We start from the raw sequence: 20,317 nt of genomic DNA, 5'->3' as shown, positions 1-20,317 counted from the left end.
TGGCGTGACATAGGGTTTTCCCGTGGAGCCCGACCTGTTCACCGCCGCAGCCGAAGAACGCCAGGAGAAGGACCCGTCCAGCAGCCCCCTGGCCGTCCGGATGCGCCCGCGCACCCTCGACGAAGTCGTGGGCCAGCAGCACCTGCTGAAGCCGGGCTCCCCCCTGCGCAGACTCGTCGGCGAGGGGAACGGCGGGCCGGCCGGTCCCTCCTCGGTGATCCTCTGGGGCCCGCCCGGCACCGGCAAGACCACCCTCGCGTACGTCGTGTCCAAGGCCACGAACAAGCGCTTCGTGGAGCTGTCGGCGATCACCGCGGGCGTGAAGGAGGTACGCGCCGTCATCGACGGGGCACGCCGCGCCACCGGCGGCTTCGGCAAGGAGACGGTCCTCTTCCTCGACGAGATCCACCGCTTCAGCAAGGCACAGCAGGACTCCCTGCTCCCGGCCGTGGAGAACCGCTGGGTCACGCTGATCGCCGCCACCACCGAGAACCCCTACTTCTCGGTGATCTCCCCCCTGCTCTCCCGCTCCCTGCTCCTCACCCTCGAACCCCTCACCGACGACGACCTGCGTGGTCTGCTGCGCCGCGCCCTCGCCGACGAGCGCGGCCTCAAGGAGGCCGTCACCCTCCCCGAGGACACCGAGGACCACCTGCTGCGGATCGCCGGCGGCGACGCCCGCCGCGCCCTGACCGCCCTGGAGGCCGCCGCGGGCGCGGCACTCGACAAGGGCGAGACGGAGATCGGCCTCCAGACCCTGGAGGAGACCGTCGACCGCGCCGCCGTGAAGTACGACCGCGACGGCGACCAGCACTACGACGTGGCGAGCGCCCTGATCAAATCCATCCGCGGCTCCGACGTCGACGCCGCGCTGCACTACCTGGCCCGGATGATCGAGGCCGGTGAGGATCCCCGCTTCATCGCCCGGCGCCTGATGATCTCCGCCAGCGAGGACATCGGCCTCGCCGACCCGAACGCGCTGCCCATAGCCGTCGCCGCCGCCCAGGCGGTCGCCATGATCGGCTTCCCCGAGGCCGCGCTCACCCTCAGCCACGCCACCATCGCCCTCGCCCTGGCCCCCAAGTCCAACTCCGCGACCACGGCGATCGGCGCCGCGATGGAGGACGTGCGCAAGGGGCACGCGGGCCCGGTGCCGCCGCACCTGCGCGACGGCCACTACAAGGGCGCGGCCAAGCTGGGCCACGCCCAGGGGTACGTGTATCCGCACGACCTGCCCGAAGGCATCGCGGCCCAGCAGTACGCGCCGGAGGAGCTCAAGGACCGCGAGTACTACACCCCGACCCGGCACGGCGCCGAGGCGCGGTACGCGGACGCGGTGGAGTGGACCCGCAAGCATCTCGGGCGGGGCAGACCCTGACATCGGCCCGGCGCACCCTCCGGTCGAGAGGGGCCCGGAACCCCCTGTAGGATGACCCGCAGCGCTGCGTCCCGTGTCCGGCTCCGGTCGGCACCACCAGAACGGGACATCCAGCCGGAGCCCCCGCCTCCACGGGGGGATTCCAGGAGCGTCGCGCACCGTCGAAGGTGTCGCGGGCCGCCCACCACCACCCGGTCACCGGGACGGTCGGTGGGCCACTCGCGTGCTGCACGTATGTGCCCAGACCAGGGAGCGGCTGCCCGGCAGGTCCGCAAGGACCCGCAGGGTTTCCCAGGCTGCGGATGCGACCTCCCCTAACCCTGGTGAAGCCGTATTCAGATCAGAAACATGAGGTGTTTGGTTCATGGCGAACCAGTCCCGCCCCAAGGTCAAGAAGTCGCGTGCCCTCGGCATCGCGCTGACCCCGAAGGCCGTCAAGTACTTCGAGGCCCGTCCCTACCCGCCGGGTGAGCACGGCCGCGGCCGCAAGCAGAACTCGGACTACAAGGTCCGTCTGCTCGAGAAGCAGCGTCTGCGCGCGCAGTACGACGTGTCCGAGCGCCAGCTCGTCCGCGCCTACGAGCGTGCCGCCAAGACTCAGGGCAAGACCGGTGAGGCTCTGGTCATCGAGCTCGAGCGCCGTCTCGACGCGCTGGTCCTGCGTTCGGGCATCGCCCGCACGATCTACCAGGCCCGCCAGATGGTCGTCCACGGCCACATCGAGGTCAACGGCCAGAAGGTCGACAAGCCCTCGTTCCGTGTCCGTCCCGACGACGTCGTGATGGTCCGCGAGCGCAGCCGCGAGAAGCCGCTGTTCCAGGTCGCGCGTGAGGGTGGCTTCGCCCCCGACGGCGAGACCCCGCGCTACCTCCAGGTGAACCTCCGTGCCCTGGCCTTCCGCCTGGACCGTGAGCCGAACCGCAAGGAGATCCCGGTGATCTGCGACGAGCAGCTCGTCGTCGAGTACTACGCCCGCTGATCCACCTGCGGACGTAGCACCACCTGCGCGTCAGCCCGTCGTCTCCCCGCCCTTCGAGGTGGGCGAGACGGCGGGCTCGCGCATGTCCGGGGGCAGCCGGGGCGGCGAGGGGACCGCACCGAGCGGCGGCGGCCCCGTCCGGCCCAGCGCCCGGACCACCGCCGCCTCCCGTCCGAGCTGCGCACCCTCCCGCACGCACTCCGCGTACCGCGTGTCCCCCAGGCGCTCCCGGGCCAGCGCCTCGCACCGCTCGTGCGGCGCGTTGTAGTACGTCGAGCCGAAGAGCGGCAGCCCCACCGACGGCCACATCCGCGACGCCGCCCCCTGGAGCACCGCCGCCTCGGCCGGATCGCCCTCCACCGCCGTGACCAGGGCGAGCACCTCCACCGCGAGGACGGTGCCGAGCAGATCGTGGAAGGTGTGCGCGATGGCCAGGCACTCCCGCAGCAGGTGCCGGGTCCGCGCCGCGTCGCCCTCGGTCAGCGCCTGGTACGCGAGGACGTACAGCGCATAGGCCAGGGCCCAGCGCTCCCCGTGGTCCTCGCAGACCCGCCGGACGTCCTCGCACAGCCTCACCGCGCCCGGCAGATCGCCCTGGAAGGCCAGTGTCATCGCGAGTTCGACCTGGCCCATCAGCACATTGCTGTTCAGCTCGCCGATCTCGTGATACCGGTCCAGCGCCGAGCGCAGCAGGGTCTCCGCGCGCGCCATGTCGTCGGTGACCAGCGCCAGACAGCCGGTGCGATGCTCGGCGTAGGCCACTGCCGTGGCGTTCCCGGTGCGCTCCGCCTCCTCCCGGCACTCCTGGAGCGCGGACAGCGCGGGCACCGTGTCGCCCTGGAGGACCGCGACGTAGCCGAGCACCCACAGTGCCTTCAGCCGGGACTGGTCGCGGTCGCCGTCCAGGTCCACGCTGCGCTCCAGCCAGTGCCTGCCCTCCGAGAGCCGCCCGCAGCCGACCCAGTAGAACCACAGGGTGCCCGCCAGATACTGGCCCAGATGCGCGTCGCCCGGCTCGGTCAGACAGTGCTCCAGGGCGCGGCGCAGATTCGGCAGCTCCGACTCGACGCGCGCGGCGACCTCGCCCTGCCGGGGCGAGAACCAGTCCAGCTCGCACCAGGTGGCCAGACCCATGTACCAGTCGCGGTGGCGGCGGCGCAGCCGGTCGGCGTCGCCCGTCGCCTCCAGCCAGTCAGCCCCGTACGCGCGGACCGTCTCCAGCATGCGGTAGCGCACACCCGCCACCGTCTCCTCGCGCGACAGCACGGACTGCGCGAGCAGCTCGCCCAGCACGTCGAGGACGCAGTCGGCGGGCAGTCCCTCGCCGCTGCACACGTACTCCGCGGCCTCCAGGTCGAACTGCCCGGCGAACACCGACAGCCGTGACCACAGCAGCCGCTCCTCGGGCGTGCACAGCTCATGGCTCCAGCCGATCGCCGTGCGCAGCGTCTGGTGCCGCGCCGGGGCGTCGCGCGCACCCCCGGTCAGCAGCCGGAAGCGGTCCTCCAGCCGGGAGAGCAGCTGCGCGGGGGAGAGGGTGTTCAGACGTCCCGCCGCCAGCTCGACGGCGAGCGGGATCCCGTCGAGGCGCCGGCACAGCTCCGCCACCTCGGACCGGTTGCCGTCGTGCACCGCGAAGCCCGGCAGCCGGGCCGCGGCCCGGTCCGCGAACAGCTCGGCGGCGTCCGGCCCGGGCAGCGGCGCCAGCGGGAACAGCCGCTCGCCCGCGACACCCAGCGGTCTGCGCCCCACGGCCAGCACCCGCAGCCCGGGCGCCCCGCGCAGCAGCCCGCCCACCAGCGAGGCACTCGCGTCCACCAGATGCTCGAACCCGTCGAGGACCAGGAGGAGTTGGCGTTCGGCGAGGTGGTCGAGGAGCGTCTCGCGCGGCGGTCGCGACGTCTGGTCCGTCAGGCCGAGGCCCTCGACGACCGCGTACTCGACGAGGCCCGGGTCGCGGATCGCGGAGAGGTCCACGCGCCACACCCCGTCGCGCAGCTCGGCCCGGGCCGCGGCACGCGTCGCCAGTCTCGACTTGCCGACGCCTCCCATACCGGTGACGGTCACCAGCCGCGCCGTGTCCAGGGCCCCGGCCAGCCCGGCCAGTTCGGCCGAGCGCCCCACGAACGCGTCGAGTTCCAGGGGCAGATTGCCGGGCACCGGACCACCGGCGCCCCGAGGGCGGTGAGAGCGCTGCATGGGACACGGAGAGTACTGATCCGTAAGCGGTCCGTACAATCACTTCCCGCAACTCCGCACGGGGCGGGCGGTAATGCGGTACGGAGCGGCGGCCCCGGCGCGATAGGCTCGGGGGACGACTTTTCGATGTTCAGGCATGCAGTCAGGGAGCGGGTGCACAGTGTCCGGTGGAGAGGTGGCCGGGATCCTCGTGGCCGTCTTCTGGGCGATCCTGGTCTCCTTCCTCGCCGTCGCTCTGGCGAGGCTGGCCCAGACGCTCAGGGCGACGACCAAGCTCGTCGCGGACGTGACCGAACAGGCAGTCCCGCTCCTGGCCGACGCGTCCGCCGCGGTGCGGTCCGCGCAGACGCAGATCGACCGGGTCGACGCCATCGCGTCGGACGTCCAGGAGGTCACGTCGAACGCGTCGGCGCTGTCGACCACCGTCGCCTCCACCTTCGGCGGCCCCCTGGTGAAGGTCGCGGCGTTCGGCTACGGCGTGCGGCGTGCCATCGGAGGCCGTCGTGAGAATGTGCCCGAGAAGGCCCCCCGACGTACCGTGATCGTGGGCCGCACCGTCCCGTCCGCGCGACGGAGCAAGCGGAAGAAGGACTGACGCAGCGATGTTCCGCCGTACGTTCTGGTTCACCGCCGGCGCAGCCGCGGGTGTGTGGGCCACCACCAAGGTCAACCGCAAGCTCAGGAAGCTGACCCCGGAGAGCCTCGCGGCGCAGGCCGCGAACAAGGCGATCGACGCGGGCCACCGGCTCAAGGAGTTCGCGCTCGACGTCCGCGACGGCATGGCCCAGCGAGAGGCCGAACTCGGCGACGCCCTCGGTCTGAACCACCGCACCGACGCCGAGCTCCCCGCGCAGCGGGGCATCGCCGCCATCGGCAACGACAAGCAGATCAAGTACATCGAGAACACGACGTACTCGTACAACCGGAATGAGGACCACTGATGGAGTCGGCTGAAATCCGCCGCCGCTGGTTGAGCTTCTACGAGGAGCGCGGTCACACCGTCGTCCCTTCGGCGTCGCTCATCGCGGACGACCCGACTCTGCTCCTCGTCCCCGCCGGCATGGTGCCCTTCAAGCCGTACTTCCTCGGTGAGGTCAAGGCGCCGTGGCCGCGCGCCACCAGCGTGCAGAAGTGCGTGCGCACGCCCGACATCGAAGAGGTCGGCAAGACCACCCGCCACGGCACGTTCTTCCAGATGTGCGGCAACTTCTCCTTCGGCGACTACTTCAAGGAAGGCGCCATCACCTACGCCTGGGAGCTACTCACCACGCCCCAGGACAAGGGTGGTTACGGACTCGACCCCGAGCGTCTGTGGATCACGGTCTACCTCGACGACGACGAGGCCGAGACGATCTGGCGCGACAAGATCGGCGTCCCGGCCGAGCGCATCCAGCGCCTCGGCAAGAAGGACAACTACTGGTCCATGGGCGTCCCGGGCCCCTGCGGCCCGTGCTCCGAGATCAACTACGACCGCGGCCCCGAGTTCGGCGTCGAGGGCGGCCCGGCCGTCAACGACGAGCGGTACGTGGAGATCTGGAACCTGGTCTTCATGCAGTACGAGCGTGGCGAGGGCACCTCGAAGGAGGACTTCGAGATCCTCGGCGAGCTGCCCAGCAAGAACATCGACACCGGTCTCGGCATGGAACGCCTCGCCATGATTCTGCAGGGCGTGCAGAACATGTACGAGATCGACACCTCCATGGCCGTCATCAAGAAGGCCACCGAGCTGACCGGCGTCGAGTACGGCGCCGCCCACGACTCCGACGTCTCCCTGCGCGTGGTCACCGACCACATGCGGACGTCCGTGATGCTCATCGGCGACGGCGTGACCCCCGGCAACGAGGGCCGCGGCTATGTGCTGCGCCGCATCATGCGCCGCGCCATCCGCAACATGCGCCTGCTCGGTGCCACCGGTCCGGTCGTCAAGGACCTGATCGACACCGTGATCGCGATGATGGGCCAGCAGTACCCCGAGCTCATCACCGACCGCGAGCGCATCGAGAAGGTCGCCCTCGCCGAGGAGGCCGCCTTCCTCAAGACCCTGAAGGCCGGCACCAACATTCTCGACACCGCCGTCACCGAGACCCAGCAGTCCGGTGGCACGGTCCTCGCCGGCGACAAGGCGTTCCTGCTCCACGACACCTGGGGCTTCCCGATCGACCTCACCCTGGAGATGGCCGCCGAGCAGGGCCTCTCCGTGGACGAGGACGGCTTCCGCCGCCTGATGAAGGAGCAGCGGGAGCGCGCCAAGGCCGACGCCCAGGCCAAGAAGACCGGCCACGCCGACCTCGGCGCCTACCGGCAGATCGCCGACGCCGCCGGCGAGACCGACTTCATCGGCTACGACCGCACCGAGGGCGAGTCGACGATCGTCGGCATCCTCGTCGACGGCGCTTCCTCGCCGGCCGCCACGGAGGGCGACGAGGTCGAGATCGTCCTCGACCGCACCCCGTTCTACGCCGAGGGCGGCGGTCAGATCGGCGACACGGGCCGCATCAAGGTCGACTCCGGCGCCGTCATCGAGATCCGCGACTGCCAGAAGCCCGTCCCGGGGGTGTACGTCCACAAGGGCGTCGTCCAGGTGGGCGAGGTCACCGTCGGCTCCAAGGCCCAGGCCTCCATCGACGTCCGCCGCCGCAAGGCCATCGCCCGCGCCCACTCGGCCACGCACCTCACGCACCAGGCCCTGCGCGACGCCCTCGGCCCGACGGCCGCCCAGGCCGGTTCGGAGAACCAGCCCGGTCGATTCCGCTTCGACTTCGGCTCCCCGTCCGCCGTACCGACGGCCGTGATGACCGACGTCGAGCAGCAGATCAACGAGGTGCTCGCCCGCGACCTGGATGTCCAGGCCGAGGTCATGAGCATCGACGAGGCCAAGAAGCAGGGCGCCATCGCCGAGTTCGGCGAGAAGTACGGCGAGCGCGTCCGCGTCGTCACCATCGGTGACTTCTCCAAGGAGCTGTGCGGCGGCACGCACGTGCACAACACCGCCCAGCTCGGCCTGGTCAAGCTGCTCGGCGAGTCGTCGATCGGCTCCGGCGTGCGTCGCATCGAGGCCCTGGTCGGCGTCGACGCCTACAACTTCCTCGCCCGCGAGCACACGGTCGTCGCCCAGCTCCAGGAGCTGATCAAGGGCCGTTCCGAGGAGCTCCCGGAGAAGGTCTCCGCCATGCTCGGCAAGCTGAAGGACGCCGAGAAGGAGATCGAGAAGTTCCGTGCGGAGAAGGTCCTCCAGGCCGCCGGCGGTCTCGTCGACTCCGCCAAGGACGTGCACGGCGTCGCCCTCGTCACCGGCCAGGTGCCGGACGGCACGACCGCCGACGACCTGCGCAAGCTGGTCCTCGACGTGCGCGGCCGCATCCAGGGCGGACGGGCCGCGGTGGTCGCCCTGTTCACCACGGTCAACGGCAAGCCGCTGACGGTCATCGCCACCAACGAGGCCGCCCGCGAGCGCGGCCTCAAGGCCGGTGACCTCGTCCGCACGGCCGCCAAGACCCTCGGCGGCGGCGGTGGCGGCAAGCCGGACGTCGCCCAGGGCGGCGGCCAGAACCCGGCCGCGATCGGTGAGGCCATCGACTCGGTCGAGCGCCTCGTCGCCGAGACCGCCAAGTAGAGAACGGTCAGGACCATGCGCAGAGGACGTCGACTCGCGATCGACGTCGGGGACGCCCGCATCGGGGTCGCCTCGTGCGACCCCGACGGGATCCTCGCCACTCCGGTGGAGACGGTCCCGGGGCGTGACATCCCCGCGGCCCACCGCCGGCTGAAGCAGCTCGTCGAGGAGTACGAGCCGATCGAGGTCGTCGTGGGGCTGCCTCGCTCCCTCAAGGGGGGCGAGGGCCCGGCCGCGGTGAAGGTCCGCGCCTTCGCCCAGGAACTGGCCCGGGGGATCGCACCCGTCCCGGTGCGGCTCGTCGACGAGCGGATGACCACGGTGACCGCGAGTCAGGGCCTGCGCGCCTCGGGTGTGAAATCCAAGAAGGGCCGGTCGGTCATCGACCAGGCGGCAGCGGTCATCATCCTGCAGCAGGCCTTGGAATCCGAACGGGTGTCAGGTAAATCTCCCGGCGAGGGCGTCGAAGTGGTCATCTGATCGCGATACGGTAACGTTCCGCGCGATGCGGTGGTGTTCGAACAGCCGCCGCACAGCAAAGAGGCGGACGGGAGCCGGGCTCACCGCACCAGCAGCCGCCGTCTCGCGGCTCGTAGGGGATCGATGACTGAGTATGGCCGGGGCGCAGGCTCCGAACCGTGGCATCCGGAGGACCCGTTGTACGGGGACGGCGGATGGGGAGGACAGGCCGCCGACGGCCAGTCCCCCTACGGCGGCCAGCCACAGCACCACCCGCAGGAGCCGCAGCAGCAGGCGCAGTACGGCGGCTGGGGCACGGGTCAGCAGGACGCGTACGGCCAGGGGCAGCAGCAGTATCCGCACCAGGGCCAGCAGCAGTTCTCCGGCCAGGGGCAGCAGCAGTTCTCCGGCCAGGGCCAGCAGCAGTACCCGGACCAGCACTACGCGGGCCAGGGGCAGCAGTACGTCGACCACGGGCAGCAGCAGTACGCCGGTCAGGGGCAGCAGCAGTACAACGACGGCAGCTGGAACACCGGGTCGCACACCCAGGTCCCGTACGCCGCCGATCCGGCCGACCCGTACGGCGGGCAGTACAGCGGTGGGCAGCCCGACTACTACAACACTCCGGACGCCTATCCGCCTCCGGAGCCGCCGGCCCGCCGACGCGCCGAACCCGAGCCGAAGACGGACTGGGACCCCGGTCCCGACCAGGGCGAACACGCCTTCTTCGCCGGTGGCGGAGACGATGACGACGACGACTTCGACGACGATCCGCAGGGCCGCCGGGGCCGCGGCGACCGCCGCGGCAAGGGCGGGAGCAAAGGGAAGAAACGTCGCAGCGGCTGCGCCTGCCTCGTGGTCGTACTGGTCTTCGGAGGAGGACTCGGCGGAGTCGGATATTACGGGTACCAGTTCTACCAGAATCGTTTTGGCCCGGCGCCGGACTATGCGGGCGAAGGTACCGGCGAGAGCGTGAACGTCCAGGTGCCCAAGGGTGCGGGCGGTGCGGAGATCGGGCGCCTCATGCGGGACGCCGGCGTCGTCAAGAGCGTCGACGCCTTCGTGTCGGCGTTCACCCAGAACTCCGAATCGGGCTCCATCCAGGCCGGCGCGTACACCATGAAGAAGCAGATGTCCGCCGCGAGCGCCGTGAAATGGATGCTCGACCCCAAGAGTCAGAACAACCTGACCATCAGCGAGGGGCAGCGGAACTCCGCGGTCTACGAGGCCATCGACAAGAAGCTCCACCTTCCGGGCGGTACCACCGGCAAGGTGGCCCAGAAGGATTACAAGAACCTCGGGCTGCCGGACTGGGCGAAGGCCGGCAAGGACGTCAAGGACCCGCTGGAAGGGGTTCCTCTACCCGGCCACGTATCCGGCCGCCAAGGGCATGAAGCCCGAGGATGTCCTGAAGAAGATGGTCGCCCAGGCCAACCAGAGGTACAACGAGCTCGACCTCAAGGGGAAGGCCAAGAGTCTCGGCCTGGAGAGCCCGTACCAGCTCGTCACGGTCGCGAGTCTGGTCCAGGCCGAGGGCAAGACGCACGACGACTTCCGCAAGATGGCCGAAGTCGTCTACAACCGCCTCAAGCCGACCAATACCGAGACCAACCAGCTGCTGCAGTTCGACTCGACCTTCAACTACCTGAAGAAGCAGAGCAACATCGACATCAGCGAGTCGGAGATCAACAGCAACCAGGACCCGTACAACACGTACACGCGCAAGGGGCTGCCGCCCGGTCCGATCGGAAACCCGGGCGACGAGGCGCTGCGGGCCGCGCTCAACCCGACGGACGACGGCTGGATCTACTTCGTGGCGACCGACGGCCAGAGCAACACCGAGTTCGCCAAGACCTACGCCGATTTCCAGAAGCTCAAGGAAAAGTTCAATGACAGCTCGGGCAAGAACTGACGCCCGTCGGGCCGCCGTCCTCGGTTCCCCCATCGCGCACTCGCTGTCCCCGGTGCTCCACCGGGCCGCGTACACGGAACTGGGGCTCGGCGACCGGTCGTACGACCGCTTCGAGGTCGACGAGGAGGCGCTGCCCGGGTTCTTCGCGGAGCTCGGCCCGGAGTGGGCCGGGCTGTCGCTGACCATGCCGCTCAAGCGGGCTGTCATGCCGCTGCTGGACGAGATCAGCGACACGGCGGCCTCCGTCGAGGCCGTCAACACGGTGGTGTTCACCGAGGACGGGCGCAGCGTCGGCGACAACACGGACATCCCGGGCATGGTCGCCGCCCTGCGTGAGCGGGGCATCGAGGAGGTGGACTCCGCCGCCATCCTCGGCGCGGGCGCCACCGCGTCCTCCGCGCTGGCCGCACTGGCCCGGATCTGCACCGGTGAGGTCGTCGCCTACGTCCGCAGCGAGGGGCGCGCCGCGGAGATGCGGCAATGGGGCGAACGACTCGACGTCGAGGTGCGAACCGCGGACTGGGCGGACGCCGAGCAGGCGCTGCGCGCGCCGCTGGTGATCGCCACGACTCCGGCCGGGACCACCGACGCGCTGGCCGCCGCGGTCCCGGAACGGCCCGCGACCCTCTTCGACGTGCTCTACGACCCGTGGCCCACGGACCTCGCGGCGCGCTGGTCCGCCTACGGCGGGGCCGTGGTCAGCGGACTCGACCTGCTGCTGCACCAGGCGGTCCTTCAGGTCGAGCAGATGACCGGGCGCTCGCCCGCTCCGCTCGACGCGATGCGCAAGGCGGGCGAGCACGCGCTCGCCGCCCGCTAGGTCTCGTCCGGCAGTTCCCGCCCGCCTCACGCGACGCCGGGAATTGCCGGATCAGGCCCCGGGCGCCGGGGGTTTTCCCGAACGCCCGCACCGGCTGGCGGCATTGCGCCAGTGCCCGTGATCGCAGAACCGTCACCGCGACGGCCTCCTACTGTTCCCAGCGGATGTTGCATGGACCATCCGTTTCCCGCGTGACCCGCGGGCCGACAGGGAGCAGGACGGCTGACAGGTGAAACTCCGAACGGCAAGAAAGAGATGGGCCGTCGTACTGACGTCGGCCCTGACCGTGGGCATGCTGCCCTCGGCGTACGCCCTCGCCGCACCCCAGGCGCCGGGCGACGGCGGGGCCTCGGCGGGCAAGGCCCCGAACACGGCCGCGCTGACGGCCGGGACGACGACTGATCCGTCGGGTCCGTCCCAGGTCGCCGATCCGGACCGTACGCTGCCGAAGGGCTGGCGGACGTCGGACGACCGGGCCGTCACCGTGGCGGGCGACGCGCGCGGACTGCACGTCCTGGTCGCCGACAGCGCCGACGCCTACCGGTGGCAGGAGGCGGCCACGCTGCGGGAGGACGGGTTCGACGCGGACGCGTGGATCGGCAACGTGTGCGTCTCGGGCTCCGGCAAGCGGGCCGTGGTGGCCTATGCGCCGCGCACCTTCACCAACACTCCCGCGCTGTTCGACCGCGGCGCCTTCGCCGCGGTGGTCGACCTCGGCACCCACAAGGTGACGAAGCTGCCGCAGCAGGTCTCGCTCGCCTACTTCAACCCGGGCTGCGGCACGGGGGAGACGGCGGTGCTGACCCAGGCCGCCGACGAGGAGGTCGGCAAGACGCGGCTGCTGCGGCTGAACACCGTCACCGGCAAGGTGAGCGGCACCGTCACCGTGCGCGGCGAGGCGACGTCCGCCGTCCCGGTCGGGGACGCGACGGTCGCGGCCCTCGGCAACCGGCTCACCCGCATCACGGGCAACGGTTCCACCAAGCTGATCGGCCGGACGTCGGGTCCCGCGTTCCGTCTGCACCCCGACGCGGACGGCGGCGTCGGCTTCCTCGACCGGCACGGCAACGATGTCGCCGTCCGCCGGGCCGCGGGCGGCAAGGTCACGGAACTGGCGCACGGAACCCTCGGCAAGGTGGGACTGTCCGCCGGCACCGGCGGGCGGTTGTTCCTCACCGGGAAGCCGCAAGGCGTCGCCCAACTGCCCAGCGGCATACGGCGACTGGAGGCCGACGCCGGTACGGAGGTCTCCTCGCACGGCCGTCTGGTCATCGAGCGGGCCGTCTCCGAGGGGCTGCGTTCCCATGTGACCAGCCCGCTCGCGGCCACCGGTGACGACAGCCCGCTGCCGTTCACCATCGAGGCCCGGGTACCCGCCACCGACAAGAAGGTGGACTTCACCGTCCCGCCGGACACCACCAGCGGGGCCGGGCAGCACTCGCCCGCGCTGCGGACCGCCACCGCGGGCGGCAGCACCAAGCAGGCCCTCGCCGCCACCGCGGCCTCGTCCAACACGACGTCCGACCCCGAGCGGACCTGCTCCGTCCCGCGCAACGACGAGTCGCAGCAGGCCCTCCAGCCCACCCCGAACCAGGTCGAGTGGGCCGTGGACATGGCGATCCGCGGAAACCTCACCAGCGGCTACATCACCCAGGGCGGCTGGCGTTCGGCCGACGGCCTCGGTTCCTCGGTCTCGCCGTCGACGATGTTCCCGGTGCCCGCGCTGAAGGGAGCCGCCTCGGGTTCGCGGATCCCGGCGCAGGTGCTGCTGGGCATCCTGGCGCAGGAGTCCAACCTGTGGCAGGCGTCGTACCACGCGTTGCCGGGCCAGACGGGCAACGCGCTGATCGGCAACTTCTACGGCACGAACATCTACCCGGGCACCACCGGCTACGACCCGACCAAGATCTGGTCGATCGACTGGGCCAAGGCCGACTGCGGTTACGGCATCGGCCAGCAGACCGACGGCATGAGCGTCGCCACCCGTCAGCAGCCCGGCAAGCCGGGCGCCCTCCCCGCGGACCAGCAGCGGGCCATCGCGCTCGACTACGCCGCGAACGTCGCCGTCGCCGCGCAGACGCTCGCGAACAAGTGGAACGAGCTGCACACCGACGGCCAGACGATCAAGATCAACGACGACGACCCCAAGTACATCGAGAACTGGTTCGCCGCCGCCTGGAACTACAACCTCGGCTACAACACCCCAGACTCCAGCGGCAAATGGGGCCTCGGCTGGCTGAACAACCCGGCCAACCCCAAGTACCCGGCCGACCGGTTCGCCTTCCTCGACAACAACCACTACGCGGACGCCGCGCAGCCGCAGAAGTGGCCCTACCCGGAAAAGGTGATGGGCTGGGCCGCCTTCCCGATCGACACCGGCCGCTCCTACAGCGACGCCGGCGTGCAGGACAGCGGCAACACCCACGGCTTCCAGGCGGCGTGGTGGGGCAACGCGGGAGCCCGCACACGGGTCAAGCCGTCCCTGGACACCTTCTGCAACGGCAGCAACGGCTGTGACTCGGGCAACCCGCCGCAGTGCACCACGGAGGACTGCTACAAGCAGTACTGGTACCACGCCAACGCCAGCTGGAAGACGACCTGTTCCCTCGAGTGCGGCAACGAGACCCTCACCTACAAGACGCTGCGTGCCGAGCTCGGCCGGGGCAACAGCGGCCAGCCCAACTGCTCCACGAGCGGACTTCCCTCGGGCGCCCGGATCGTCGACGACGTGGCCGCCGGCATACCGACCATGCGCACCGACTGCTCCAAGACCTGGAGCAACGCCGGAACCATGTCCTGGGACTTCGCCGACACCCCGGGGACCGTCACCACGTACGAGGGCAAGGAGGACTTCCACCAGGTCGGCGGCGGCTTCGGCGCCCACTTCTGGTTCGCGCACACCCGTAACAGCGCCAACCGCATCACGCAGATGAAGGTCACCGGCACCTGGACGCTGACCCAGCGGCTCGACCAGTGGGCACGGGTCATGGTGCACCTCCCGTCCACCGGCTCCGAGTCGCAGCAGGCCAGGTACGACATCACCCTCGGCGACGGCACCACGCGGCACCGCACGATCAACCAGGTCACGTCGAAGAACGAGTGGTACCCGCTCGGCACGTACCACTTCGTCAACGGCTCCAAGCCGCAGAGCGTCTCCCTGAGCAACGCCGCGGGCGACGGCACGGCCGACGACGACGTGGCCTGGGACGCGGTGGCGTTCGTGCCGCTGTCCGCGAAGCCCAAGGACTTCGTCGTCGCGATGGGCGACTCGTTCTCGTCCGGTGAGGGCGCGGGATCGTACGCCCCCGAGTCGGACATGGACTACGGCAAGCGGACGTGGAACGCCTGCCACCGCAGCGCCAACGCCTGGAGCCGCAAGGCCGTCCTGCCGGGCCGCTCGTCCTCCGTCGGCGCGCTCGCCGACGCGAACGACCCGACCCTGGACTACCAGTTCGTCGCCTGCTCGGGCGCGTACACGGACAACGCGCTCGGCAAGTACTCGGCGGGCCGCGACGACCAGACGGCCCCCTGGGGCTGGGGGAACGACGGGGAGTTCGGGGAGATCCCGCAGCTGGGCTCCGGTGTGCTCAGCGCGGACACGACCCTGGTCACGATCTCCATCGGCGGCAACGACGCGCGGTTCTCACCCCTGGCGGCGGCCTGCGCGGCCACGGACTGCTCCGACAGCGGATACACGTACAAGAGCGACCCCAAGCCGCTCACGGAGTACGAGCCGGAGTTCATCGCCAACAGTGTCGGACCCTGGGTCTCGGAGACCCTGACCGAGATCCGCTCGCAGGCGCCGAACGCCAAGATCGTGCTCATGGGGTACCCCCGGCTGTTCAGCCCCACGGCGTGCGCGGTCGAGTACAACGACCGTGAGGTCGCGATCTTCAACTCGTGGGCGGACAAACTCGCCACGGTGATGAAGCAGTCGGCGACGAGTTTCGGCGACCCGAAGATCGTCTACACGAACCCGCAGTACAAGTTCGAGGGCCACGCCTTCTGTGACGGGCCCCACTACATCAATCCCATTCAGATGAGTCCGAACGGTCCGGGAGATTTCCAGGAGGCCGCGATGCCCAGTCGTGGATCCATTCATCCCAATGATCTCGGCACCACCGCTTATGCGCAGGTGCTGGAGGACGCCCTGAACGGCACCCTGCACTGACGGCAGGCGGCCGGGGCGTGGCCCGCACCATGGGCGCACACCCCGGCCGCGCAGGTCAGAAGACGAACCAGCCGCCCCCGAAGGCGCTTCCGAGCAGGTACGAGACACCGGCTCCGACCAGCAGGAACAGAAGCAGCACCGCCAGCGTCGCGAGAAGGAACTGGCCGCCGACCGATCTCAGGAAACGTCTCGCATTCACGCCCCACAGACTAGGCCCGGAGCGACTCGCGGTACGGCCGAGCGCCGCCCTCGACGAGCGACCTGCATTCTCCTCGCGGGCCGGACTCGGGAATCCCTTCGCGTGCATCTGACCGTCTTTTCCGTCAGGGGAATGCGCGAGGAAAGGGCCGGGTTTGCCGGAATGTGGCCGGAATTCGCCGGTCGCGCACAGGTGACGTCCGGTCGAGCTCACGTGACGATGTGCGTCCGCCTGATGGACCTGCGACCGGATCCGAGCCCCGGACGTGGGAGGATCGGAGGTGGCGGGCCAGGGCCGCGCACCCGGTCACGCCGTCGCCGTACACGAGGACGCGCGTACGCAGCAGCAGTACCAGGGCGCGAGCATGAGGAGCACCGTTGAGCAGGTTGCGCTGGCTGACCGCGGGGGAGTCCCACGGTCCCGCACTTGTCGCGACGCTGGAGGGCCTTCCCGCCGGCGTGCCGATCACCACGGAGATGGTGGCCGACCACCTCGCCCGGCGGCGCCTGGGCTATGGACGCGGTGCCCGCATGAAGTTCGAGCGCGACGAGGTCACCTTCCTGGGCGGCGTGCGCCACGGCCTCACGCTCGGCTCGCCGGTGGCCGTCATGGTCGGCAACACCGAGTGGCCCAAGTGGGAACAGGTCATGGCCGCCGACCCGGTCGACCCCGAGGTCCTCGCCGAACTGGCCCGCAACGCCCCGCTGACCCGGCCGCGCCCCGGTCATGCCGACCTCGCCGGCATGCAGAAGTACGGCTTCGACGAGGCCCGGCCGATCCTGGAGCGCGCCTCCGCCCGCGAGACCGCGGCCCGCGTGGCACTCGGCGCGGTGGCCCGCTCGTACCTGAAGGAGACGGCCGGGATCGAGATCGTCTCGCACGTCGTCGAGCTGGCCCAGGCGAAGGCCCCTTACGGCGTGTACCCGAAGCCCTCGGACGTCGAGCGCCTCGATGCCGATCCGGTGCGCTGCCTCGACGCCGACACGTCGAAGGCGATGGTCGCGGAGATCGACCAGGCCCACAAGGACGGCGACACCCTCGGCGGCGTCGTCGAGGTCCTGGCGTACGGCGTGCCCGTCGGCCTCGGCTCCCACGTCCACTGGGACCGACGTCTCGACGCCCGGCTCGCCGCCGCGCTCATGGGCATCCAGGCCATCAAGGGCGTCGAGGTCGGCGACGGCTTCGAGCTCGCCCGTGTGCCCGGCTCGAAGGCCCACGACGAGATCGTCCACACCGAGGACGGCATCCGGCGCAGCTCCGGCCGCTCCGGGGGCACCGAGGGCGGTCTCACCACCGGCGAGCTGCTGCGCGTCCGCGCCGCGATGAAGCCGATCGCCACCGTGCCCCGCGCGCTCGCCACCATCGACGTCGCCACCGGCGAGGCCGCCAAGGCCCACCACCAGCGCTCCGACGTCTGCGCGGTCCCGGCCGCCGGCATCGTCGCCGAGGCGATGGTCGCGCTCGTCCTGGCCGACGCCGTCGCCGAGAAGTTCGGCGGCGACAGTGTCCCGGAGACCCGCCGGAACGTGCAGTCGTACCTTGAGAACCTGGCCATCCGGTGACCGCCCCGCGCGTTGTCCTCGTCGGGCCCATGGGCGTCGGCAAGTCCACGGTGGGCGCGCTCGTCGCCGAGCGGCTCGGCTGCGTCTACCGTGACACGGACGACGACATCGTGGCCGCGCAGGGCCGCACCATCGCCGACATCTTCGTCGACGAGGGCGAGCCGGCCTTCCGCGCGATCGAGAAGCAGGCCGTGCACAAGGCGCTCGCCGAGCACGAGGGAGTCCTCGCGCTCGGCGGCGGCGCGATCCTCGACGAGGACACCCGCACGCTGCTCGCCGCGCACCTGGTCGTCTATCTCTCGATGGACGTCGAGGAGGCGGTCAAGCGCACCGGCCTCAACACCGCCCGGCCGCTGCTCGCCGTCAACCCGCGCCGCCAGTGGCGCGAGTTGATGGACGCACGCCGCCACCTGTACACCGAGGTCGCCGGGGCCGTCGTGGCCACCGACGGCCGCACCCCCGAAGAGGTCGCCCAAGCGGTCCTCGACGCACTGGAGTTGAAGGAAGCATGAGCGAGGCAGTGACCCGTATCCAGGTCGGCGGCACGGCGGGCACCGACCCCTACGAGGTCCTGGTCGGCCGTCAGCTCCTCGGTGAACTGGGCGCACTGATCGGCGACCGTGCCAAGCGCGTCGCGGTCATCCACCCCGAGGCGCTCGCCGAGACCGGTGACGCGCTTCGCGCGGACCTGGCCGAGCAGGGCTTCGAGGCGGTCGCCGTCCAGGTGCCCAACGCGGAGGAGGCCAAGACCGCGGAGGTCGCCGCGTACTGCTGGAAGGCCCTCGGCCAGTCCGGCTTCACCCGCACCGACGTCATCGTCGGCGTCGGTGGCGGCGCCACCACCGACCTGGCGGGCTTCGTCGCGGCGACCTGGCTGCGCGGCGTGCGCTGGATCGCCGTTCCGACCACCGTGCTCGGCATGGTGGACGCGGCGGTGGGCGGCAAGACCGGCATCAACACGGCCGAGGGCAAGAACCTCGTCGGCTCCTTCCACCCGCCCGCCGGCGTGCTCTGCGACCTGGCCGCGCTCGACTCGCTGCCCGTCAACGACTTCGTCTCCGGGCTCGCGGAGATCATCAAGGCCGGCTTCATCGCCGACCCCGTGATCCTGGAGCTCATCGAGGCCGACCCGCAGGCGGCGCGCACCCCCGCGGGCCCGCACACCGCCGAGCTCATCGAGCGCTCCATCAAGGTCAAGGCCGAGGTCGTCTCCGGAGACCTCAAGGAGTCGGGGCTGCGCGAGATCCTCAACTACGGGCACACGCTCGCGCACGCCATCGAGAAGAACGAGCGTTACAAGTGGCGGCACGGCGCCGCCGTCTCCGTCGGCATGCACTTCGCCGCCGAACTCGGCCGTCTGGCGGGCCGCCTGGACGACGCGACCGCCGACCGCCACCGCACCATCCTGGAGTCCGTCGGCCTCCCGCTGAGCTACCGCTACGACCAGTGGCCAAAGCTCCTGGAGAACATGAAGGTCGACAAGAAGTCCCGCGGCGACCTGCTGCGCTTCATCGTCCTCGACGGGCTGGCCAAGCCCACCGTCATGGAGGGACCGGACCCCGCCGTGCTGCTCGCCGCGTACGGCGAAGTGGGCGAGTAAGTCCCCGCGAGGCACCGTCCGTCCGATTCGCCTTGCGGCACGGGCACTTCGGGCCGACCCCGGCCGTTCACCAAACGACGGCCGGGGACGGTACCGTTCGGTAGCGAAGCGGGGTTCGCGCCCCGCTGCCAGCGCGCATTGCCTGCGGCGAGTGAGCCGAAGGGTCGCGCCGGTGCGGAGGGGACGAGCGTGCGAGGGCCCGTGGGGTCGCGCACGGCCGGACTCCCGACACCGGCTCCTGCGCCCGGACGTGAACCGAGCCCGAGAAGAACGAGACGGAGTGGCACCGGATGCAGGACGCAGTGGGGGCTCCGCTGCCGCCGCCCCACCAGCCGGGGCACGGACCGGTCGCCGGCTGGTCGTCGGCCGGACACCACCCGGGACACCCGGGTCCCGCCCCCGCCCCGGGTTTCGCCGGAGCGCCCGTACCTCCCGGGGTGCCACCCGCCCCGGCCCCGCAGCACGTGCCCCCGCACCACGCTCACGCGCAGCCGCCCCACCAGGGCGCGCCGCAGCATGCGCACCACGCACCGGTCCCGCCGACGCCGGACACCACCGGGCATGTGCGGCTGCCGTCCGGTGCTCCGGTGCCGGTGCCCGCGCCGTCGCCCGCCGCGGAAGCGCCCGACCCCGCGGCCACCACGCTCGCGGTCCTGCTCATCGGCCCCGCGGGCGCCGGCAAGACCAGCGTCGCCAAGTACTGGGCGGACCACCGGCGGGTCCCCACCGCGCACATCAGCCTCGACGACGTACGCGAATGGGTGCGCTCGGGCTTCGCCGACCCGCAGTCCGGGTGGAACGACAACTCGGAGGCGCAGTACCGTCTCGCCCGCCGCACCTGCGGTTTCGCCGCACGGAACTTCCTGGCCAACGGCATCTCCTGCATCCTGGACGACGCCGTCTTCCCGGACCGCCCGGTGGTCGGCCTCGGCGGCTGGAAGCGGCACGTGGGGCCGGGCCTGATGCCGGTCGTCCTGCTGCCCGGCCTGGAGATAGTCCTGGAGCGCAATGCCGAGCGCTCCGGAAACCGCCGTCTGTCCGACGAGGAGGTCGCCCGCATCCACGGCCGCATGGCCGGGTGGTACGGCTCCGGGCTGCCCATCATCGACAACTCCCAGCTCGACGTGCCGACGACGGCCCGCGTCCTGGACGACGTGCTCGCCCGATCGATCGCCAGCCCGCCGCAGTGGTGACGCGCTCCTCCCCGCAGCACGGGTGAGCTGTGCGGGTCCGCCGCGCTGAGGGCCCCCGGTCCGCCGTCGCGACGACGGGCGGCGACCCGCGTCCACGGCGGTGGTGGGCAGCCGCCGCGACGGCTCCTGCGGGCGCCGTCCGGCCCCGCCCACCAGGCCCGCGGCGGCGAGGTGCCCGGCGCCTCCGCACTCCGGCCGGCCGGTCCCCGCGCACTCCCGCCGACTCACCGGA

General features: G+C 71.0%; 14 protein-coding genes and 1 pseudogene. 13 read left to right on the top strand and 2 right to left on the bottom strand.

Annotated features, from left to right (window positions below; translation table 11 throughout):
* Positions 1-22: 22 nt before the first annotated feature.
* Entirely contained in the window at positions 23-1,378 is a 1,356-nt protein-coding gene (locus BKI49_RS05435; RefSeq protein ID WP_095933042.1) for a replication-associated recombination protein A, read from the top strand.
* 364 nt (positions 1,379-1,742) lie between these two features.
* Entirely contained in the window at positions 1,743-2,357 is a 615-nt protein-coding gene (rpsD, locus tag BKI49_RS05430) for a 30S ribosomal protein S4 (RefSeq protein WP_028803708.1), read from the top strand.
* A 30-nt stretch (positions 2,358-2,387) separates the two neighbouring features.
* Here rpsD and BKI49_RS05425 read toward each other — a convergent pair whose 3' ends face one another.
* On the bottom strand, positions 2,388-4,556 hold the full coding sequence (locus tag BKI49_RS05425; RefSeq protein ID WP_095933041.1) for an ATP-binding protein: 2,169 nt from the start codon (positions 4,554-4,556) through the stop codon (positions 2,388-2,390).
* A gap of 136 nt (positions 4,557-4,692) precedes the next feature.
* Between BKI49_RS05425 and BKI49_RS05420 the strand changes: the two genes are divergently transcribed.
* From BKI49_RS05420 to BKI49_RS05385, 7 genes and pseudogenes are all read left to right on the top strand, one after another.
* Entirely contained in the window at positions 4,693-5,151 is a 459-nt protein-coding gene (locus tag BKI49_RS05420) for a DUF948 domain-containing protein (RefSeq protein WP_095933040.1), read from the top strand.
* A 7-nt stretch (positions 5,152-5,158) separates the two neighbouring features.
* Entirely contained in the window at positions 5,159-5,497 is a 339-nt protein-coding gene (locus BKI49_RS05415) for a DUF6167 family protein (RefSeq protein ID WP_095933039.1), read from the top strand.
* The gene (gene alaS / locus BKI49_RS05410) at positions 5,497-8,169 is read left to right on the top strand and encodes an alanine--tRNA ligase (RefSeq protein ID WP_095933038.1); all 2,673 of its coding nucleotides are present in this window, start codon (positions 5,497-5,499) and stop codon (positions 8,167-8,169) included. The genes BKI49_RS05415 and alaS overlap by 1 nt, the downstream gene beginning before the upstream one ends.
* A gap of 15 nt (positions 8,170-8,184) precedes the next feature.
* On the top strand, positions 8,185-8,649 hold the full coding sequence (ruvX, locus tag BKI49_RS05405) for a Holliday junction resolvase RuvX (protein WP_028803703.1): 465 nt from the start codon (positions 8,185-8,187) through the stop codon (positions 8,647-8,649).
* Positions 8,650-8,772: 123 nt separating this feature from the next.
* Positions 8,773-10,540, top strand: a pseudogene (mltG, locus tag BKI49_RS05395) (endolytic transglycosylase MltG).
* Entirely contained in the window at positions 10,518-11,360 is an 843-nt protein-coding gene (locus BKI49_RS05390) for a shikimate dehydrogenase (RefSeq protein WP_095933037.1), read from the top strand. The pseudogene mltG and the gene BKI49_RS05390 overlap by 23 nt, the downstream one beginning before the upstream one ends.
* A gap of 229 nt (positions 11,361-11,589) precedes the next feature.
* Positions 11,590-15,531 (top strand): golvesin C-terminal-like domain-containing protein, encoded by a 3,942-nt coding sequence (locus BKI49_RS05385; RefSeq protein WP_257004626.1) that lies wholly within the window; start codon positions 11,590-11,592, stop codon positions 15,529-15,531.
* 55 nt (positions 15,532-15,586) lie between these two features.
* Here the strand turns inward: BKI49_RS05385 and BKI49_RS35195 are convergent, their stop codons facing one another.
* Positions 15,587-15,730, bottom strand: a complete 144-nt coding sequence (locus BKI49_RS35195) for a hypothetical protein (protein ID WP_179332340.1) — start codon at positions 15,728-15,730, stop codon at positions 15,587-15,589.
* A 377-nt stretch (positions 15,731-16,107) separates the two neighbouring features.
* On the opposite strand from BKI49_RS35195, the gene aroC reads away from it, so the two are divergent.
* The 4 genes from aroC (at position 16,108) to BKI49_RS05365 (ending at position 20,085) form a co-directional block, all read left to right on the top strand.
* Positions 16,108-17,292, top strand: a complete 1,185-nt coding sequence (gene aroC / locus BKI49_RS05380) for a chorismate synthase (RefSeq protein WP_095933036.1) — start codon at positions 16,108-16,110, stop codon at positions 17,290-17,292.
* Positions 17,289-17,804 (top strand): shikimate kinase, encoded by a 516-nt coding sequence (locus BKI49_RS05375; protein ID WP_095933035.1) that lies wholly within the window; start codon positions 17,289-17,291, stop codon positions 17,802-17,804. The genes aroC and BKI49_RS05375 overlap by 4 nt, the downstream gene beginning before the upstream one ends.
* The gene (gene aroB / locus BKI49_RS05370) at positions 17,801-18,892 is read left to right on the top strand and encodes a 3-dehydroquinate synthase (protein ID WP_095933034.1); all 1,092 of its coding nucleotides are present in this window, start codon (positions 17,801-17,803) and stop codon (positions 18,890-18,892) included. Before BKI49_RS05375 ends, aroB begins: the two co-directional genes overlap by 4 nt.
* Positions 18,893-19,182: 290 nt before the next feature.
* On the top strand, positions 19,183-20,085 hold the full coding sequence (locus BKI49_RS05365; protein ID WP_095933033.1) for a Pro-rich N-terminal domain-containing protein: 903 nt from the start codon (positions 19,183-19,185) through the stop codon (positions 20,083-20,085).
* Positions 20,086-20,317: the final 232 nt, after the last annotated feature.

Source organism: Streptomyces sp. Tue6028, from assembly GCF_002300165.1.
In the GTDB taxonomy this organism is placed as follows: Bacteria; Actinomycetota; Actinomycetes; order Streptomycetales; family Streptomycetaceae; genus Streptomyces; species Streptomyces siamensis.
The sequence above is the reverse complement of the archived record's forward strand: the minus strand, read 5'-3'. Positions and strand labels throughout refer to the sequence as shown.